Annotated in this window: 15 protein-coding genes and 1 pseudogene; 11 read left to right on the top strand and 5 right to left on the bottom strand. The window is 50.8% G+C overall.

What is annotated here, in order from left to right; translation table 11 throughout:
• Positions 1 to 53: 53 nt before the first annotated feature.
• Positions 54 to 590 carry an FUSC family protein gene (locus HJG54_RS30675; protein ID WP_316436914.1) on the top strand — a complete coding sequence of 179 codons (537 nt, stop codon included), beginning with the start codon at positions 54 to 56 and terminating at the stop codon, positions 588 to 590.
• A 341-nt stretch (positions 591 to 931) separates the two neighbouring features.
• On the opposite strand, the gene HJG54_RS30670 is transcribed toward HJG54_RS30675, so the two are convergent.
• Together HJG54_RS30670 and HJG54_RS30665 are read right to left on the bottom strand one after the other, a co-directional pair.
• Positions 932 to 2,338: a hypothetical protein gene (locus tag HJG54_RS30670; protein WP_316436913.1), complete on the bottom strand. Its 1,407-nt coding sequence runs from the start codon at positions 2,336 to 2,338 to the stop codon at positions 932 to 934.
• 146 nt (positions 2,339 to 2,484) lie between these two features.
• Positions 2,485 to 4,032, bottom strand: coding sequence for a S10 family peptidase (locus HJG54_RS30665; protein WP_316436912.1), 1,548 nt, complete (start codon positions 4,030 to 4,032; stop codon positions 2,485 to 2,487).
• Positions 4,033 to 4,225: 193 nt separating this feature from the next.
• Here HJG54_RS30665 and HJG54_RS30660 point away from each other — a divergent pair, with 193 nt between their 5' ends.
• Entirely contained in the window at positions 4,226 to 5,200 is a 975-nt protein-coding gene (locus HJG54_RS30660; RefSeq protein ID WP_316436911.1) for a class I SAM-dependent methyltransferase, read from the top strand.
• On the opposite strand, the gene HJG54_RS30655 is transcribed toward HJG54_RS30660, so the two are convergent.
• Positions 5,166 to 6,947, bottom strand: a complete 1,782-nt coding sequence (locus HJG54_RS30655; protein WP_316436910.1) for a PAS domain-containing sensor histidine kinase — start codon at positions 6,945 to 6,947, stop codon at positions 5,166 to 5,168. The genes HJG54_RS30660 and HJG54_RS30655 overlap by 35 nt on opposite strands.
• A 243-nt stretch (positions 6,948 to 7,190) precedes the next feature.
• Here HJG54_RS30655 and HJG54_RS30650 point away from each other — a divergent pair, with 243 nt between their 5' ends.
• The 8 genes and pseudogenes from HJG54_RS30650 to HJG54_RS30620 all read left to right on the top strand — a co-directional run bounded on the left by HJG54_RS30650 (position 7,191) and on the right by HJG54_RS30620 (position 13,675).
• Entirely contained in the window at positions 7,191 to 7,982 is a 792-nt protein-coding gene (locus HJG54_RS30650) for a response regulator (protein ID WP_316436908.1), read from the top strand.
• A 114-nt stretch (positions 7,983 to 8,096) separates the two neighbouring features.
• Positions 8,097 to 8,387, top strand: coding sequence for a nucleotidyltransferase family protein (locus HJG54_RS30645; RefSeq protein ID WP_316436907.1), 291 nt, complete (start codon positions 8,097 to 8,099; stop codon positions 8,385 to 8,387).
• Positions 8,388 to 8,483: 96 nt separating this feature from the next.
• Positions 8,484 to 8,648: pseudogene (locus HJG54_RS35655) on the top strand (DUF86 domain-containing protein); the annotation flags it as partial.
• A 416-nt stretch (positions 8,649 to 9,064) separates the two neighbouring features.
• On the top strand, positions 9,065 to 10,636 hold the full coding sequence (locus HJG54_RS30640; RefSeq protein ID WP_316436906.1) for an ABC transporter substrate-binding protein: 1,572 nt from the start codon (positions 9,065 to 9,067) through the stop codon (positions 10,634 to 10,636).
• Between the two features lie 9 nt (positions 10,637 to 10,645).
• Complete coding sequence (ntrB, locus tag HJG54_RS30635; protein WP_316436905.1) at positions 10,646 to 11,479, top strand: nitrate ABC transporter permease; 834 nt, start codon at positions 10,646 to 10,648, stop codon at positions 11,477 to 11,479.
• Complete coding sequence (locus tag HJG54_RS30630; RefSeq protein ID WP_316436903.1) at positions 11,476 to 12,375, top strand: ABC transporter ATP-binding protein; 900 nt, start codon at positions 11,476 to 11,478, stop codon at positions 12,373 to 12,375. Before ntrB ends, HJG54_RS30630 begins: the two co-directional genes overlap by 4 nt.
• Before the next feature lie 56 nt (positions 12,376 to 12,431).
• On the top strand, positions 12,432 to 12,881 hold the full coding sequence (cynS, locus tag HJG54_RS30625; RefSeq protein ID WP_420717432.1) for a cyanase: 450 nt from the start codon (positions 12,432 to 12,434) through the stop codon (positions 12,879 to 12,881).
• A gap of 371 nt (positions 12,882 to 13,252) precedes the next feature.
• Complete coding sequence (locus HJG54_RS30620) at positions 13,253 to 13,675, top strand: nuclear transport factor 2 family protein (protein ID WP_316436902.1); 423 nt, start codon at positions 13,253 to 13,255, stop codon at positions 13,673 to 13,675.
• A gap of 80 nt (positions 13,676 to 13,755) precedes the next feature.
• Here the strand turns inward: HJG54_RS30620 and HJG54_RS30615 are convergent, their stop codons facing one another.
• Together HJG54_RS30615 and HJG54_RS30610 are read right to left on the bottom strand one after the other, a co-directional pair.
• Complete coding sequence (locus HJG54_RS30615; RefSeq protein WP_316436901.1) at positions 13,756 to 14,391, bottom strand: pyridoxamine 5'-phosphate oxidase family protein; 636 nt, start codon at positions 14,389 to 14,391, stop codon at positions 13,756 to 13,758.
• Between the two features lie 9 nt (positions 14,392 to 14,400).
• Positions 14,401 to 14,631, bottom strand: a complete 231-nt coding sequence (locus tag HJG54_RS30610) for a glutathione S-transferase N-terminal domain-containing protein (protein ID WP_316436900.1) — start codon at positions 14,629 to 14,631, stop codon at positions 14,401 to 14,403.
• 204 nt (positions 14,632 to 14,835) lie between these two features.
• Between HJG54_RS30610 and HJG54_RS30605 the strand changes: the two genes are divergently transcribed.
• Entirely contained in the window at positions 14,836 to 15,384 is a 549-nt protein-coding gene (locus HJG54_RS30605; protein ID WP_316436899.1) for a TetR/AcrR family transcriptional regulator, read from the top strand.
• The last annotated feature ends 46 nt before the right edge of the window (positions 15,385 to 15,430 follow it).

Raw genomic sequence — 15,430 nt, 5'->3', positions numbered from 1 at the left:
CTGATATGCCTTAAAATCAGCTTGTACTGCTGCATCGGCCCTCTGGTTTCTCTATGCGCCCCTCTTTGTCGCGCAACATCACAAAGTTGCGCAATATCACAAGCCTCAACCATGCTATTGAAATATTTTTGGGTACGCTGTTGCTTTGGGTAGGGTTGCGCGGCATTGGGGACCGGAATCCGGTCTGGGCGATTATTTCGTTCATTGTAGTTTCTGATCCAGATGTGCGAATTGCTTGGCCCAGTTTTATTTCACGCTTCATGAATACCCTGGTTGGCTGTGTAACCGGCGTTCTTGCCTTGTTGATCTTCGGTCCGGTTGAGTGGATCTTACCTCCGACCCTGGCTCTGACGGTTCTAGTTTGCACCAATCTAATTAAAACACCAGGAAGTTGGAAGATTGCTCCGATGACGACTGCGCTGGTGCTGACCGCTGCTTTAGTTCAGAAGTCGAGTGCGGTTGGCTTTGAGCAATCGCTGCGCAGGGCCGAAGAAGTGTTGTTGGGCAGTTTGCTGGCGCTGATCCTTTCGTGGGTATTCTCCAAAATGCGCAACCCATCAACCGGCTCGAATGGTTCATCTGGGAAATAAACGGCGAGGATCAACTGCACTCTTCACTTACTCCGATGAGTAGTTATACCAATTCTTAGTTTTGAGTTTTGGCTTCCGGTGAGTCAGCCGAACCGAGTTTTGAATGATGGAAGCTGCATACCGAAACCCGTTGCATGATGGAATCTGTAGCCCGATCAAAGGGACATGGTATTAGAAGATGCTGCTAGGAATGATATAGAACTGTTTGGTAGATGAATTGATCAACTTGTCTGTAAACTGAATTCTGATTGATTAACAAGCATTGGTGACGATTTCGCCATTGGTACAGATCAGTTGAGCAGTGAAGCTGATCAGTTCAGCGATGTGGTGTTTCTCAGTGCTCATGGTTTTTTATTTGTATAACCGCTTCCATTCGTACTTCTCAACTCTAGATACTGACATAGGCAAACCGTGAACATGCTGCTGGAATTGCGATAGGGGCTATAGGATTCGCTGGCATCTGCTGCCAGAATCCGATCAATATACTCTTCGAGCAAAACATCGAGGCGTTCCAGGCGTTCAATTTGGTTCGGTTCCAGATAGTTTGCGAGCAATTGGGGCAGTCGTTCTCGCATCTGCTTCAGCCAGGTTTGCCGTACAGCTAGCCGCAATTGCTTCAAACCGAGTAGCCGCGTGACTTGAAATTGTTTGCTGAGGCCAACTTGGGGCGCAATTTGTGCCATTGACTGGCGCTGCTGATGAAACAAAGCCAACGCCTTCAGGAATACCTGGTCTTTAGGATTTTTTTGTTGGCGTAAATCGGCTAGCCTCTCCTCAAGCACCTGATGCACCGCCTGATACAGACATTGCTCAGCAGCACGGTAGTAGTGGCTAAGAAACTCGTCCTGTTCGTCCTCGCTGGGGGCACTGCGGCTGAGGTGCTGATAGGCCAGAAAACCTGTTGTTTCATCATCGAGCGAAACCGTTGGCATTCTTTTGACTTGACGTAACTTTTCAGCCAGCAGGCGCAATTCTTGCAGCACCCGCCCAGGACCATCGTCCTTTGCGCCCTGAGCCTGTAAATACTGCACCATGCGCTGGAGTTGCTCGTGGCTGGGTTCCTTACAGCGTCGTCCGACTTGAGTGGATTGCCGCTGCACCCGGTCATGGCGATACACAGCATGGTAGCTCTCTAGCAGCAGACTCGCCCGCTCCAGTTCAGGCGTTGCCAACATTCCCGCCAGCAAGCGTCGCATCCGGGCCGGTGAGGTATGGCTCAAAATCGCCCAACTGCTCGCCAGATAAATCCCATGCTCGGCCAGTACCGCAATCAAACTCTTCTGCTGCAACACCAGCCGCTTGGTCCAGGTGCTGAGGTGGCTCTGTTCCGGATCAAACGTTTGCACAACCCGAATTGCGAGCGGTTGGAATGGCGTGTGGACTGCCTGTGGCTGGAGCGGATCCAAGTCATTCAGAATGTAGGGCAGCAAGTTACCCCACTGCAACCCGGCCTGAAGCTTAAACCGCTGCATCAACCCAAAACAGACTTGGGGAATTTGGTTGGATACATAGCAGCGCAGGCAGCATTCGGCGAGACGTGCCCGCTCTAGGGCCGCCAGAGAGCGATCCAACGGTCGCATCAAAGCCACGAGCTGTTGTTGCACCAATCGATCGGGAACGGTAATGGCGTCGGCCCAATCGGGAAACTGCTGCTGAAAGAACAGCTTTGCTGCCACCACCTCGGATTTTCGCAACTCCCCCGACATCTGCAATCGAACATGCGTCCAATATCTCCAAACAACACCCATAGTTTTTCTCCTTTGCTCAGCGATCACGGCTAGGAACCGTCAGTGCCGTTCATCTGCGTTTAGCATAGAGTGGGCGTAATTCAGTTTGCAGCTTGAACTTCAGCTAGATCTTCAGCCCGATCTTCAGGATCTTCAGTTTCTTCACCCTACCCCCCACTCCCCACTCCCCACCCCTCACCTCCCGCCCGCTGATAAAACTGCCCCATTTCCCTAAACCACTGCTGGCGAGAATCATCCCAGGTGTAGAACATATGGCCGCCTTGGTAGTGTTTTAGCGTCAGGTTAGGGCGCAGTTCGGGGTTGAGGCGCATCAGGTCGGCGAGGTGGTTGGAGGCGAAGTAGGGAGTGACGAGATCGAAAAAGCCGTGGGTGATGTAGACCTGCATGTAGGGGTTGAGGGTCATACCGACGCGCAAATCATCAACGGCACCGATGAAGCCTTGTTTGAGTTCGCCTTTGAGGTCAAATTTCCAGGCTTTGAAGGTTTCGTAGTTGAGCAGGTAGTAGGAGAGGTCGGTTTCGATGCCAAGGGTGTCGCGCAGGTGGCTGTTGATCGCGCCGGTAAATAGCCGGTCTAATCCGTCTAGGGTGGGGTCGCTGCCTTCGTATAAGGGGCGGTTGGGGAAGGGGTCGATGGCAGTGATGGAAGCGTCGTAGAGGCCGACAATTCGCTGTTGGTCGCGTAGCAGCTCACGGGCAAACACCTCAATGTCAATCCGTCCGGCCTGTCGTTCGACGACGGATAACGGGAGGCCAATTAGATCCGCTAATTGCTGATAGGCCGCCTGTCGCTCTTCAACCGGATAGGCATCGCCGGTAGCCAGTAGCGGAATCAGGATTTTGCGAGCAAAGGCTTCCGCGGCGGCCATGTGGCTCTGCAGATCGCCGGGTGTGACTGCCCATTTGGCCCGTCCGTGGTGCGCTGCCGCTGCTGCAAACGACGGTAACAGAGTCGCCCAAGAAGTAAGGTTGTAGTCACTGCCGCCTAAGAGACTGAATTCTAAGGCCGGCGAGATCAAGATTGCACCGGATAGGCCGACGCCAAATTCTTGCTGGAGCTTGCGGGCCAACCGCGCCACCCGAAACCCGCCATAGCTTTCTCCGGCAATAAAAATCGGCGATAGCCAGCGCTTCTGCCGTGATAAAAACCGTTGAATGAACTCTCCCAGCGCCCTCAGGTCTCGTTCCACTTCCCAGAATTCGATTTCTTGCGGTTTGTCGGATTCGCCCGAATGGCTGCTACCGGATTGATCGGAACTGTCTTTGCTCTCGCCGTCTTTGCCATGTTTGTCTGGAGGTAAACTGCGGCTGAAGCCGGTGCCAATTGGATCAATGAAGACCAGATCGGTGAAGCTGAGCCAGCTCTCCAGGTTATCCACCAAACGAACGGGCGGTTTGGGCAGGCTGCCGTTGGTATCGAAGTAGATGCGTTTGGGTCCCAGTGCGCCCATATGCAGATAGGCTGAGGCAGCTCCCGGACCACCATTAAACACGAAGGTCAGCGGGCGGGGTGAGTCGGATTTGGCCTCCGGTTCAACCAGGTAGGCAACATGGAACATCTCTGCTACGGGCTTTTCGCGCTCGTACAGGGTTTGCCACGCGGCAGAGGCTTGGTAGCGAATCTGACGGTCGGGCAGTGTCAGGGTATGCTCGGTCTGGCTGGGTTGACGATTGGAGTTGGGGGTGTTGGTCATATCAGGATTCGCTTAGCGGGGTACAGGGACTGAAGATGATGAACGGGTAGGGACTTTGGGGCTAGAACAGTCAGGTTGAGTGGAGTCGCGTCTAACCCAATTCCTATGTAAAGAATCAAATTTATTATGCAAGGCGATGCCTCGGCTCCTCTATACAATAATGAAGATTGTGACGATCACGAATGTGTCACCGATGAGTCAAACCAACCAACTGCCTAAACCCGCCTGGGCTGGAGATGATTTGCTCTCCCGCTGCGTCAACCGCTTGATTCAAACCAAGCCGCTCTATGCCGTAATGAAACAACAGGCCAGACAGGTGCTGATCAAAACGGCTGAAAAGAACGGCATCCCCTGGCGGCAAAACTATGAAGCGCTGGCTAACTCAGGAATCCAGCAACAGTTGGGACAACTCACCAATCCCCGCATCACCTATCCTGACTATTACCGACTGCCGTTCCATGCCTACGAAGCCGGGAATCTCTGCTGGCAGGCAGCGTTTGAGGCGGAATCCGCCACCCATGCGATGGCGCTGCGAGTCTGGAAGCAGGAATCCCTTAGCTGGCCGGAGGCGCAGGCACGGTTACGAGGCAGTTTCCATCAGGTGCTAGCTGCCCATATCGCTCAGCCGGTGCAGGATATCTTAGATATCGGCTGCTCGGTGGGAATTTCGACGCTGGCGCTGCATCGGTTTTACCAAGCTAGTCAAACAATACCCGTGCGGACCGTAGGACTCGATTTGTCTCCCTACATGCTGGCCGTGGCCCAACAGCGAGACGAAAACCGAGAAATTAGCGCCTGGATACACGCCAATGCCGAAGCGACGGAACTGCCCGCCAACTCGTTTGATTTGATCACATTGCAGTTTGTGATTCATGAATTACCGCGCACGGCTACGGTTGCGATTTTCCGCGAGGCGTTGCGGCTGTTGCGTCCGCAGGGCTATCTGGCCGTGGTCGATAACAACCCCCAATCGCCGGTGATCCAAAACCTGCCGCCGGTGCTGTTTACCTTAATGAAAAGCACCGAACCCTGGTCGGACGACTACTACACGTTTGACGTAGAAGCCGCGATCTGCTCGGTTGGATTGGAGCATATCGTCACCACAGCCAGCGACCCGCGCCACCGCACGATTCTTAGCCGCAAACCGGCAAATGCAATGGCAAGCTGACTTGAAACGTTGTGCCCTGGCCCAATTGACTCGATACGTTGATCTGTCCGCCGTGCAGATCGACAAACCGTTTGACAATGTTCAACCCTAGCCCGGTTCCGGCAATATTGCTGACATTGCGCCCGCGCTGGAAGGGTTCAAACAGATAGGGTAAATCCTCAGGAGGAATGCCAATGCCCTGATCCGTGATTTGAAAAACAATCTGATGGTGTTGTTTCAGAACTTTGAACTGAATTTTACCTGGAGCTGGAGTGTAGCGAATCGCATTCGTGAGAATATTGGTGAGAATCGAGCGGAGTAAGCATTGGTCAAGCGTGACCAGAAGTCGTTTGAATCGACATGTAAACTGAAGGCGGGGGTGCTGTATTTCTCCAGCTATTTCTGCCATCAGATCGCGGCAAAACGGAATCAGATCAAACTGGCTCGGCTGTGGTTCAATCCGCTTCGCTTCCACACGGCCAATAATCAGGATCGCATCGATCATTTGGGTCATCCGCTCTACGTTGTCCTGAATGCCCAGAAGATAATGTCCCTTCTGTTCTGGTGTCAGCTGAGCACCATACCGCTCCAGAGAGGATACTGATAGCAGAATATTGTTGAGCGGATTCCGAAATTCGTGGCAGACCATTGTCACCACTCGTGAACGCAATTCGCTTAATTCTTTGAGCTGTTCGTTGGCTTGTTGTAGTTCAATGGTGCGATCGCGGACCCGTTGTTCGAGTTCTTCATTGGTGCGCTGTAAAATTGCTTCTGCCCACTTGCGCTGAGTAATGTCTCGAAAGGCAACGACCGCTCCGACCAGTTTTCCTTGCTCATCTCGCATCGGTGTACTAATATATTCTACCGGAAAACAACTGCCATCTTTGCGCCAAAATACCTCTTCAGATACACGATGAATAATTCCATCCTGAAACGCTGCATAGATCGGGCAGGCTTCGCGCGGGTAGGGCGAATGATCAGGACGGGAATGATGTAAAACCTGGTGCATTGATTTGCCGATTAGCGCCTGTGGCTCCCAGCCAATCATTTGGGCCGCGGCTGGATTGATAAACGTGGCATTGCCCTGCAAATCTACACCATAGACGCCATCCCCAATTGCATCTAAGATTAGCTGCTGCTGCCGTCGTAGCGTTTCAATCGCCGGCTCGACTAAGGCTTTCTGCTGGGCGCGAATCAGCCGCGTGTAGGCCGCAAACAAATGATTGCGATCGCAAAGTTTGGCCCCTGTGGCTGTGATGATCACAATGGGTTCTGACAGATTACTCGCATCGGCTGGTTCCTCCTCTACCTGTTCCTCCAATAATCGATCAATAGCATCTTGCAGCGGTAGCCAATCCTCGATTTGCACATACTGACTGGCGGCCTGCCACCAGGCAACGTGTTGGGCCAGAGGTCGCTGCAGGGCATTGCGCCAAAGGTCTCGTTGCGATCGCCACTGGTTCAACCGCTGCTGCGATACCATGCCAATTGGCGTGCTAGCGTTTCTATTTATGGCTTTATTCTCTGGCCTATTTTCTGCATTATCTTCTGTAATGAGAACGCCCAAGGCATCAGGATGACGTCGAAAGAAGCGAGCCAATTCTTGATAGGAGACCTGACTCGGTAGGCTGTAGGATTGGAGCTTGAGCGGTGGGCTGAGGTCGCTCACGGCAACGGGACTAGACGAAAAAACAGGATACTGGACCGATGCACGCGGAATTGGTAGCGGATCGGAAAGTATCGACAAACGGTGGGAATCGGCACGCATAAATCGTCCAAGGGTTAATCGGAAATGGCATGAGTAGCGAGACTGCTGTAAAAGTGGCAGATCCCTATTCCGAAGGTTTGGTAGCTATTCGGTAACTACTCGGTAACTATTGAGTCTCTGCTTAGCAGTTATCCAGTCATCGCTGCATTAATTTAGATAAATACTGTAGTCTCTTACACACAAACATTACTCTAAAAATCTTATCAAAGGAAAGATAAACCTGCCGATGAAGCTCATAGCCTGATGAAAAAAATCTTGGTGATTGAGGACGAAGCTCAGACCCGTGAGATTTTCTCACGCTGTTTGAATTTCGAGGGGTTTTCTGTCTTAGTGGCTGAAAGTGGTACGACCGGGGTGCAGCTCGCCAAGCGCTACCTTCCCGACTTGATCGTTTGCGACATTATGATGCCTGATATGGACGGCTATCAAGTGTTGTCAATCCTGCATCAGGATGCCAAAACCACGGCTATTCCGTTCATTTTCCTGACGGCAAAGGTAACAATGGCAGATTTGCGGCAGGGCATGGAACTGGGTGCCGATGACTACCTGACCAAACCCTGCACGGTTGAGCAGTTGCTGGCCGCGATTACCACGCGCTTAGAACGACAAGCCGTGCTGAAGCAATGGTATACCAGCAGTTCTCAGACTGGTTCTCAGGCTAAAGAAGAAGCCAATGCTGGCCCCAGTTCGATTTTTCCCCATAGCCCCAAACTAGACGAAGTGTTTCGGTTTATCGAAGCCCATTACCATCAACCGATTAGTCTCAGTGATGTGGCCCAAGCAGTGGGCTATTCTCCGGCCTATTTAACAAATCTTGTACAAACCCAGACTGGCCACACCGTTAAACGCTGGATTATTGAACGGCGAATGGCGCAAGCCCGTTGGCTGCTAGCAACCACGACCCAAACAATCAACCAGATCTCGGAAGCAATTGGCTATACGGATGTTAGCTATTTCGTGCGCCAGTTTCGCCAATTTCATGACGCATCACCTCACGTGTGGCGAACGACTGAAGCCCAGATGGCCGTGTCTTAAGCAGTGCTTCTCTTACGCAAACTATAGCTGATCAACGGGATGCGATCTGATAGCACTAGTCAAACTGATAAAATGAGCCTATGGTGTACCATAACCAGATTTTTAATACCGGCTATGCAACGGGAAAAAGTACTGTCGATCTTAAAGCAGAATTGGGCTGTTTTGCAGCAACTTGGGGTTCGCTCTCTATCGATTTTTGGCTCTATTGCACGCGATGAAGCCCGATCGGATAGTGATGTTGATATTCTGGTTGAGTTTGAACCGCCGATTACATTTGATCATTATATGGATGTAAAGCTTTATCTAGAAGATCAATTGGGAACGCGAGTTGATTTAGTCAGTCGGCGATCGCTGAAGCCACAAATTCGAGATGTTGTGGAGCAAGAAGCGATCCATGTCGCGTAATGTTCGTCTTTATTTGGAGGATATCCTAGGCTGCTGTGCCAAGGTACTCCGTTATACGCAGGGTATGAGCATTGAACAGTTTATGGCGATGAGAAAACGTTTGATGCGACTGCTCGTAATCTGCAAATGATTGGAGAAGCCGTGAAAAATGTACCTCAAGAGGTGCGGGAGCTTGCCCCTGATATTGAATGGCGAAGAATAGCGAGTTTGAGAGATATTTTGGCTCATACATATTTCCAGGTTGAGGACGAAATTATTTGAGATATTGTGCAGAATAAAGTGCAACCTTTACAGGAATGAATTCAACAGTTGTTGGATTGTGAGTTCGACAATCGTGTTTAATTTTTCCTGAGATTTTGGGCGATCGTCCTAAAATTGAACCATGTCCTTTTCTCAAATCGTCCTATAGTTGCGACTCCCCTCACTCCTCCCACTGGAATCATTCACCTGTCTGGGATTAGCTGGCAAACCTATGAAACGCTGCTAAAGGAATTGAGCGATCGGCGTCTGCGGCTGCTTGCGGTGACCTCCAAAACCATCAAAAGAAAGTCCTATTTAAACGAAAAAAGTTGCAATACACGTTCCACGAAATCTTGATACGCTAACGATATCAAGAGCAGTGCAATGGCACATCAATGCGAGACGAACCCACGCATTCAATCAGGTGAGTTTTTGCTATGACAGTTTCTACGAGCGCGTCTATTCTCGTTGACGCCCAATGTTATTGTGGTGGAAATCATTTGCCACAGGATCACTGGGAATTTTTAGAAAGCATGCCGGAACATCCAGCCGACTGGATCAGCGATTTAGTGAAGATGGGGGTTTATCAGCCCACTGCATTGGATTTAGCGAATACCCTGACCCAAGTGGAAATGCGGGAAGCGCTGCTGCTAAAAACCATAGGCGGCGGCAATCTGGAGCGGGAGCAGTTTTGCCGCGAGCTGATTCGGGAGGCGGGTGGACTGGATCAGGCAATGGCGGCAGCATTCGGAGTGAATGCTATCGAGTTCTTCAGCAACACGATTCGCAATGGCGACTACAGCCGTCGCGAGTTTTTGAAACGAGTTGCGGTGGCCGGAGCCTTGATTGCAATGGCGAGCTGTACTCAGGAAGCCGCCAATCAAAGTACCGATACTGCCGGAGCAGCAGACACTCCTGCGAATCTTGAAAAAACTGATCTAAAAATAGGCTTTATCCCAATCACATGCGCCACTCCGATTGTGATGTCAGAGCCGTTAGGCTTCTACAAAAAACACGGTCTGAACGTATCGGTGGTGAAGATGCCGAACTGGGCAGCGGTGCGCGATTCGGCAATTGCTGGAGAGCTGGATGCCTATCATATGCTCTCTCCTATGCCAATCGCCATCACCTTGGGGTTGGGGTCTACCGCTTTCCCGATCAAGCTCGCCAGTATCGAGAACATCAACGGACAAGCCATCACCGTTGCCATCAAGCACAAGGACACGGTGAAGGGTCCAGCAGACTTCAAGGGTTTCAAGATTGGGGTGCCGTTCCCCTTCTCGATGCATAACCTACTGCTGCGCTACTACTTGGCAACCGGCGGCTTAAACCCCGATACGGACGTGCAAATCTTCCCAGTGCCGCCCCCCGACAGCGTCGCCAAAATGACTGCTGGAGAAATCGACGCCATGCTGATGCCCGATCCCTTTAACCAGCGAGCCGTTTACGAAAAGGTCGGCTTTATTCATATGCTGACCAAGGAGCTGTGGGATGGTCATCCCTGCTGTGCCTTTGCCGCCAGTCAGAGCTGGATTGACGCCAATCCCAACACCTTCCGTGCCGTGAACAAAGCGATTATCGACGCGGCGGGTCATGCCAATGATCCGGCCAACCGCAAAGAAATTGCCGGAGCGCTAATCGAGCGAAAATACCTCAACCAGCCACTGCCGGTAGTAGAAGCGGTGCTCACAGGTGAATTTGAGGATGGGTTGGGCAATACGCAGAATGTCCCTGACCGGATCGGCTTTGATCCCTATCCCTGGAAGAGTTTCGCCAAGTGGATTTCCTCTCAGTTGGTGCGCTGGGAACTGATGCCGACCGACAAAGCTAACTATGACCAGATTGCCCAGGATATCTTTCTCACCGACTTGGCAGCGGAACTGCAAAAGGAACTGGGCCAAACTCCACCGAGTCAGCTAGAACGCAAAGAAACCCTCAAGTTTGACTCGCTCGATCCCAAGAATCCGGCTGCTTATGTCAGCGCTCAAGTCAAGCAGTTTGGCAAATAGGGAGGCGCTATGAACAATTCAGCGATTCCGGTAGCGGCGATGCCCGCCAAGAAGTTTAGCCTCAATACTAACCAGAAAGCATTTTTACTGTTTTTGTTGATTCTGGGTACGGTGCTATTGGTGTGGGAAGTAGGAGCACGAATGGGCTGGTTTTCCCAGCTCATGCCTTCAGCTAGCGCCACGCTGAAGGATTTCTGGTGGTGGATTTCCAATCCGTTTTTTGACTACGGTCCCAACGACCGGGGCATCGGCTGGCTGCTGCTGACAAGTCTGCGACGGGTGCTGTTGGGATTTGCAATTGGTTCCGCAATTGCCATTCCTCTCGGTATTCTAACTGGCCTATCCGAAGTCATTTCCCGCGCCGTTGATCCATTTATTCAGATCCTGAAACCCGTGTCGCCGCTGGCTTGGCTGCCGTTGGGATTGGGGCTACTGAAAAACTCGGAAAGCACGGCTCTGTTTGTGATTGCCATTACCAGCATTTGGCCGACGCTGATCAACACCAAATTTGGCGTTAGCCATGTGGATCAGTCCTATCTGGATGTCACCCGCACGCTGGGCGCATCTCGCTGGCGCACCCTGACGAAGGTGATTTTGCCGGCAGCAGCTCCCTACATTGTGTCGGGCTTGCGGATCAGCATTGGCATTGCCTGGTTAGTGATTGTGGCAGCCGAAATTCTGGTAGGTGGGTCTGGGATTGGCTACTTTGTCTGGAACGAATGGAATAACCTCAAAATCACCAGCATCATTACCGCTATTTTAGTGATTGGCGTTGTGGGTTTATTACTCGATCGCCTGTTTGGTTTATTGCAAACCTGGGTCTCCTTTGGACAGCGACTATGATTACCTCCTCAATCTCTCCTGCTGGGACTGCTACTATGTCTGCTAGTGCTCACTTATCCATCCGCCAGGTTTCCAAGGTCTATTTTGGCAAGCGCGATTGGCTGAGTCGAGCTACCCGCAAAGCAACCCTCGACTACATTGCCCTAGAGGATATCAATCTTGAGATTGAGCCGAATACGTTTGTGTCGATTATTGGTCCCTCGGGCTGTGGTAAGTCTACTCTGTTGAATATCATCGCCGGATTGTCCCAACCCACAACCGGAACCGTGACGATTGGTGGCGTTCCGATCAGCGGACCGGGTCCAGATCGAGGAGTGGTGTTTCAAAACTATGCCCTCATGCCCTGGATGACAGTGTTAGAGAATATTCGGTTTGCGATTACCACAGTGCATCCCAAGCTACCCGCAGCTCAGCAAACAGCAATTGCCCAGGAGTATATTGAACTAGTCGGGTTGCGGGGAGCCGAACATCGCCACCCCCATGAACTATCGGGCGGCATGAAACAGCGGGTGGGCATTGCCCGTGCCTTGGCAATCGATCCACAAATTTTGCTGATGGATGAGCCGTTTGGTGCACTAGATGCTCTGACGCGTGGTTTTTTGCAAGACGAAGTGGAACGCATCTGGGAACAGCAGCGCAAGACGGTGATCCTGATCACCCACAGCATCGAAGAAGCCTTGCTGCTCTCCGACAAAATTGTGATGATGACTCGCGGCCCAGAAGCCAAAATCGCCAAAATTCTGGATGTTCCCTTTCCCCGTCCGCGTCATCGCGAATCGTTGGACCAACATCCGGCCTATCATCCCCTCAAGGCCGAAATGGAGCTGCATTTATCGCGGGAAACCCGTGCGGTAGAAGAATCTCGTATTCGTCGCACCGCAGCCGTTGAGTCCTGATGGTTTTGCTATCTGTTTTGCTATGTTGACGTTGTTCATTTGCGAGGATAATTCTCATGTCTGGTATTGAAGTACCTGAAATCACCAAAAAACTACTGGCCGCCAAAGAAGCCACCGGCGTCAGCTTTGCCGATCTAGAAGCCCAAGTTGGTCGAGACGAGATCTGGATTGCTGCCGTCATTTACCGTCAGGCTAGTGCCTCGGAGGAAGAAGCGACCAAAATTTTAACAGCATTAGGGTTGAGTGCTGACTTAGCGCCAGAGCTGATGGCCTATCCCGCTAAAGGTTTGGGTCCATTAGTGCCCACCGATCCCTTGATCTACCGCTTCTACGAAATCATGCAGGTCTACGGCATGCCCATAAAGGAAGTAATTCATGAGAAATTTGGCGACGGCATCATGAGCGCCATTGATTTTACGCTGGATATTGAGAAGGAAACAGATCCAAAAGGAGATCGGGTCAAGGTAATCATGAACGGTAAGTTTTTGCCCTACAAAAAATGGTAGAACCCGGTACATTCATCGGAGGGGCAGGTTTTCCAGGTATGCAACTGTGATCGGCCATCCACTTGCTAATCTGCCCTTCCGTAGGCATATCAGATGCTGCTCAATTCTTCCGACAGTAGACGAGCCTTCATCGCCAAATATTTTAGAAATAACAAAGAATGCAATGAAGCATTTATCAAATCGCTCCAAGCCACAATCTGAATTGATCAGTTGGATACAATATATAGGCATGGTTCTGGCCTTCATCGGGCTGTGGCAACTGTTATTGAGTAGTACAACAGCCATGCATCGCTTGTTTTACTAACTAGAGCATTTCGCTATAGAATTGCTGCATTCTATACACCTGCACCCCTCACCCGTTCACTACACCAATGGAAAGCAGACCTCCCCTCCCCCCTTTTACCCTAGAAACGGCGAAAGCCAAAGTACAGGCCGCAGAAGACGCTTGGAATACTCGTGATCCAGAACGGGTGGCTCTCGCCTACACTGTTGATTCGGAATGGCGGAATCGAGCCGAATTTTTTAGCGGACGACCTGCCATCATCGAGTTTCTCAAGCGCAAGTGGGCAAAAGAGCTAGATTATCGCCTCAAGAAAGAACTCTGGTGCTTTATGGACAACCGCATTGCCGTGCGATTTGAATATGAGTGGCACGATGATTCAGGCTTCTGGTATCGCTCCTATGGCAACGAAAACTGGGAATTTGCCGAAAATGGGTTGATGATGCGCAGGTTTGCCAGTATCAATGACGTCCCAATTCAAGAATCAGAGCGTAAATTTCGTTGGGAACGGTAGAGACATACTAGCTTCTCTAAAACCAATCGGTCTAAGTTGAGCAAAAAATCAGCTGTCGTTGAGCAGTGCAATTGTAGAATCTACTGCACTTTGCGGTTTTTGAGAGTGATTAAAGCTGCATTCTGTTCGCCAATCTGTTGCTCTAGCTGCGTGATCCGCTCTCGCAGAGGAGCCATCATGGCCTCCAGATCGGTTTCTGAGTAGCGAATTGGAATATGTTGCGGACAGTTTTCACTGATTGCTTCCACATGAAAGAGAATAACCCGCTCCACTTGGGCCGCATAACCTGGAACTCGCAGTTGTTCACTCAGCTCAGATGCACCTTCAATCAATTCAGCTCTACCCCAAATTTTGATCCGTTTGCGATGGCGGTAATCCATCAGAAATAGAAATGCTTTGTTATTCCCTGATAAATTCCCAACGGTGATGTACTGCACATTCCCGGAAAAATCAGCAAAACCCAGCGTTTTTTCATCCAGAATCTTCAGAAATCCGGCTGGACCGCCCCGAAACTGGATATAAGGATAACCGTTAGAACCAACCGTTCCAAGATAGAATCCATCCAACTGGGCAATAAATCTTGCAATCTCTGGAGTAATCGTATTGTTAGCGGGACCGTTAGCAATGTATTTTTCATAGGTCTGTCGCGAGCCGCGTTCCTCCTGCGCCGCTTTCACCTCCGGCGTAAAGGCAATTTCGCCAAATTTGCGTGGCATAGTATCCTCCTAAGCGGTTGTGGATGCTGCGATGCCAGTCATACCCACGAAACGCGTGGCATCTCCATCCACCAGCAACGGCACCTGACCAAACGGATTCATCGCCAGATAGGCTGGTGTTTTATGTTCACCCTTCATCAGATCTATCTTGATCCATTCATATTCGACATTCAGCAATTCCAGCAACAGTCTTGGTTTATAACTGTTACCAGATAGTTCGTGACCATAGAGCTGAATCATGACCGTTCTCCTGATGCTGCATAGCAATCTAATATTCGTCAAAAATAAAAAGTTTCAATTATTACCAATGATCGATAGTCCAACCAACATTACCCCCCACTCCCCACCCCCTACTCTTTACCCCCCACCCCTTACTCCTAACAAAACCAAAATATTGTACCGTCCGTTCGGTACAATGTCAACAGCTGATTTCTGAATTGCTTCATGTCCAGAGAAACCTATATTCCCTGTTTGTTGCGTCTATTGCGCCAGTATGGCTACGATGGCGCGACTTTAGCGAAAATTTCTGAAGCGACTGGCTTGGGAAAGGCCAGCCTCTACCACCATTTTCCCGGCGGTAAAGACGAAATGGTTGAAGCCGTATTGGATTATCTGGAGCGATGGTTGAACCAAAATATTTTGCAAGTGCTCAACGGTCCAGGTGAACCTTTATCCCGATTGCAGCAGATGTGCGATCGCCTGAATCAGGTTTACGAAGGAGGCCATCAGCCGTGCCTGTTTGCTATTCTGCTGCTGGGTTCAGCCCGTGATGTGTTTCATCAGCGGGTAAACGCTCTATTTCGAAGTTGGATTGATGCAATTGCTGCTGTGTTAATTGAAGCAGGCCTAGAGGAAAATCTGGCCCAACAGCAAGGTGAGGATGGGGTAATCGCCATTCAAGGTGCTCTGATTTTAGCCCAGGGATTGCATGATCCGTCTCCGTTTCAGCGGATAATTCAGCAACTTCCAGCCAAACTCTGCCAGAATTTGTAGTATGACATCTACCATCCCCTTTGGCATCCCCCTTGGCACAAGCGCC

The sequence above is a fragment of the Leptolyngbya sp. NK1-12 genome (assembly GCF_032598965.1).
Taxonomy (GTDB): Bacteria; Cyanobacteriota; Cyanobacteriia; order Elainellales; family Elainellaceae; genus Elainella.
This window is presented reverse-complemented; position numbering and strand designations above follow the sequence as displayed.

What these genes read in the sequence shown, in the direction of transcription:
- HJG54_RS30645 (WP_316436907.1), top strand. Translation starts at nt 8,097, where the DNA reads ATGCAACGGGAAAAAGTACTGTCGATCTTAAAGCAGAATTGGGCTGTT.
- HJG54_RS30675 (WP_316436914.1), top strand. Translation starts at nt 54, where the DNA reads ATGCGCCCCTCTTTGTCGCGCAACATCACAAAGTTGCGCAATATCACA.
- HJG54_RS30670 (WP_316436913.1), bottom strand. Translation starts at nt 2,338, where the DNA reads ATGGGTGTTGTTTGGAGATATTGGACGCATGTTCGATTGCAGATGTCG.
- HJG54_RS30660 (WP_316436911.1), top strand. Translation starts at nt 4,226, where the DNA reads ATGAGTCAAACCAACCAACTGCCTAAACCCGCCTGGGCTGGAGATGAT.
- HJG54_RS30610 (WP_316436900.1), bottom strand. Translation starts at nt 14,631, where the DNA reads ATGATTCAGCTCTATGGTCACGAACTATCTGGTAACAGTTATAAACCA.
- HJG54_RS30620 (WP_316436902.1), top strand. Translation starts at nt 13,253, where the DNA reads ATGGAAAGCAGACCTCCCCTCCCCCCTTTTACCCTAGAAACGGCGAAA.
- cynS (WP_420717432.1), top strand. Translation starts at nt 12,432, where the DNA reads ATGTCTGGTATTGAAGTACCTGAAATCACCAAAAAACTACTGGCCGCC.
- HJG54_RS30650 (WP_316436908.1), top strand. Translation starts at nt 7,191, where the DNA reads ATGAAAAAAATCTTGGTGATTGAGGACGAAGCTCAGACCCGTGAGATT.
- HJG54_RS30630 (WP_316436903.1), top strand. Translation starts at nt 11,476, where the DNA reads ATGATTACCTCCTCAATCTCTCCTGCTGGGACTGCTACTATGTCTGCT.
- HJG54_RS30640 (WP_316436906.1), top strand. Translation starts at nt 9,065, where the DNA reads ATGACAGTTTCTACGAGCGCGTCTATTCTCGTTGACGCCCAATGTTAT.
- ntrB (WP_316436905.1), top strand. Translation starts at nt 10,646, where the DNA reads ATGAACAATTCAGCGATTCCGGTAGCGGCGATGCCCGCCAAGAAGTTT.
- HJG54_RS30615 (WP_316436901.1), bottom strand. Translation starts at nt 14,391, where the DNA reads ATGCCACGCAAATTTGGCGAAATTGCCTTTACGCCGGAGGTGAAAGCG.
- HJG54_RS30655 (WP_316436910.1), bottom strand. Translation starts at nt 6,947, where the DNA reads ATGCGTGCCGATTCCCACCGTTTGTCGATACTTTCCGATCCGCTACCA.
- HJG54_RS30665 (WP_316436912.1), bottom strand. Translation starts at nt 4,032, where the DNA reads ATGACCAACACCCCCAACTCCAATCGTCAACCCAGCCAGACCGAGCAT.
- HJG54_RS30605 (WP_316436899.1), top strand. Translation starts at nt 14,836, where the DNA reads ATGTCCAGAGAAACCTATATTCCCTGTTTGTTGCGTCTATTGCGCCAG.